Origin of the sequence: Bacillus cereus group sp. BfR-BA-01523 (assembly GCF_022662615.1) — a bacterium.
Lineage (GTDB): Bacteria > Bacillota > Bacilli > Bacillales > Bacillaceae_G > Bacillus_A > Bacillus_A mycoides.
On record NZ_JAKUDX010000043.1, the window covers coordinates 1 to 307 of the forward strand.

Consider the following 307-nt stretch of genomic DNA (forward strand, 5'->3'; position numbering starts at 1 on the left):
AACGTCCTACTCTCACAGGGACAAGGTCCCAACTACCATCGGCGCTAGAGAGCTTAACTTCCGTGTTCGGTATGGGAACGGGTGTGACCTCTCTGCCATCATTACCAGACTGTATTCATTTAAGACAAGAATTATCATAACTTATTCGACATTTAAAGTCAATAAGTTTTTTATATTCTTTCAAAACTAGATAACATTGCTTCATATTATATGGTTAAGTCCTCGATCTATTAGTATTCGTCAGCTCCACATGTCACCATGCTTCCACCTCGAACCTATCAACCTGATCATCTTTCAGGGATCTTAC

General features: G+C 40.1%; 2 rRNA genes. Both read right to left on the bottom strand.

The features are described from left to right. Positions 1–109: ribosomal RNA gene (gene rrf, locus MR066_RS27100) — 5S ribosomal RNA — on the bottom strand; the annotation flags it as partial. A 101-nt stretch (positions 110–210) separates the two neighbouring features. Continuing rightward, positions 211–307 (bottom strand): 23S ribosomal RNA (locus MR066_RS27105); the annotation flags it as partial.